This window comes from Rodentibacter sp. Ppn85 (assembly GCF_001999335.1).
Classification (GTDB): Bacteria; Pseudomonadota; Gammaproteobacteria; order Enterobacterales; family Pasteurellaceae; genus Rodentibacter.
In genome coordinates this window covers 1-2,130 of record NZ_MLHS01000051.1, presented here as the reverse complement: position 1 = coordinate 2,130, position 2,130 = coordinate 1, and the positions used below count along the sequence as shown (strand labels likewise).

Annotated in this window: 2 protein-coding genes; both read left to right on the top strand. The window is 37.6% G+C overall.

Annotation, left to right across the window (positions count from 1 at the left end):
* Window positions 1-1,469 (top strand): VENN motif pre-toxin domain-containing protein (locus tag BKL51_RS08960; protein WP_077466355.1); only part of this gene is annotated, 1,469 nt, incomplete at its 5' end.
* A complete protein-coding gene (locus tag BKL51_RS08955) occupies window positions 1,459-2,058 on the top strand; it encodes a hypothetical protein (protein ID WP_077466354.1) in 600 nt (199 codons plus the stop codon). The genes BKL51_RS08960 and BKL51_RS08955, both read left to right, overlap by 11 nt.
* Window positions 2,059-2,130 lie beyond the last annotated feature (72 nt).

Here is a 2,130-nt window from a genome sequence, read left to right as displayed (position 1 = left end):
AAATGCTGAAAGAGCAGCAGGCACTTAGCCAAGCGATAGGCAATATTGCCGAGGCGACAAGTCGGTATAGCGAGTTACAAGCACAAAGACTTGAAAAAGAAGCGGCAGACGCACAACAGCAGGGCGATAGTCAAACAGCGAAAAGCAAACAAGAGGAAGCGAAGAAATGGCAGACCGGCGGCGAGCATAAACGCAAAGTGGAGGCGCTAACCAATGCGGTTAGCCTTGCTTTAGCGGGCAAATCCTCCGAGGCTGTTGCTGCTGGCGCGGCGTCGCCTTATATCAACGAGCAAATCAAAAAAGTGACCGAAACTATGCCCGGACTGAATATTCCGGCGCATATCCTGTGGGGAGCGATTGAAGCAGAGCTTGCAGGCGGCAAAGCGGCGACCGGTGCGATTGCAGCGGGTGTAGGCGAAGCGAGTGCAGGGATACTTGCTGAAGGAATGTACGGTAAATCGCCAAATGAACTCACAGAGGAAGAGAAGCAGAATATCTTAACCTTAAGCAAAGTGGCGGCAGGGGTAGCGAGTGGTTTAACGGCAACCGGCAATAGCGCGGAGAATCTAGCGACGATTAGCACAGGGATAACCATTGCGGAGAATGCGGTGGAGCATAATTTCTTTGATGTTGACCCTCATCAAGACCGTTTGGACGATATCAAGCTTTTCGCAAGAGTATATTTCAACGGTGATGAAGAAAAAGCTGAAGCCTATTATGACGCAATGCAACAAGGCAAAGCGAAAGGATTTAAAGACAATGTGGTTGAAACGACGGAAGCCATTTTAAATCTAGATGAAACCATAAAATCACTTGCTTATGCTGTCACCCATCCAAACGAAGTCATCGATAAAGTTTATGTATCAATGGATGAATGGAATCAACAATATGAATATGCGGTAAAACACGACCCGGCATTAGCAGGCGAAATGCAAGGCTATATTGTGGGTAACTTTGGTTCAACACCGGTTGGTGGATTAGTTGTTGGTGCAGCTGGGGCGAAGTTGTTGCAGAAATCAGTAGCGTTAGTGAAAAAAGGAGTTGCAAAGACAGGGGTATTACCTAATTGGGCAAATGCTAATTCAAAGTTACCAATTATAGGAAAAATTGAAGGGTATGAAGTTAATAATGCCGTGATAAATGGGGTTTCAGTTAAAATAAATGATTTTAAAGGGGCTACATCAGAATCATTAAATAGATTTAATAATTTTCTAAGTGATTCAGTCGATACAACTAAGGGTAGTGGTATTCGTAATGCGACAAAACCTAAAGATGTACTTATAGAGACTGATTGGAGTGTATTAGTGTCTGAAGCCATAGATGTAAAAATATATGGTAATGGTCGTAGGGTTGCTATATTTAAAGATGGGGAGAAAGCAATATTTAGACCAAGTACAACGGGTCCAATAACAATTGAACTACAACGACCAGACTCTAAAAAAATTATTGAGGTCCGTTATGAAAGATAAATGTTGTTATACAAGACCTTGGTATGATTTTTCTGAGAAATGGTTAGAATTAAAAGAGCAAGATTTTGTTTTATCTAAAATAGAAAAAGAATGGGTGATTAATATTTATCTTGAGTTAATTGATTTGGATAAAAATATTTTTAATTACGAAAATATGAAAAAAAAATGGAATAAGGTAGATTTTCTTGAGTTTGATTATTCAAATGAAATGAGAATGGAAGAGTTTGTAAAAAACTTTTTGAATGAAGCAGAGTATTTTTATTCTATTCCTATTGTTTTTGATAGAAATGAATATATGGATATTGTATGTGGGTTTAAACCTAGTCTTATATCAAAGACAATATCAAATTATAGTAACTATGACAGAGTGTTTGGATCAATGGTATCAGATTATTCTGGTAAGCATTTTATAATAGCTAATAATTTGAAGTTCCTATATATAGTATGTAATGGTCATTTTGTTTTAAGATTTTATAATGAACAATTTATATTGAAAGATAATTGGTCTAAGTTATTAGATAATGATTTGGAAATATATGACTATGACAAAGAATTTTTGATAAATTTTTATGAATATTGGAAATATTGAAGATTAGAATAAAATAATTGCGGAATCTATAGAGTGATCTAGTGAACAATCTGGGTAGATGCACAAAACCTC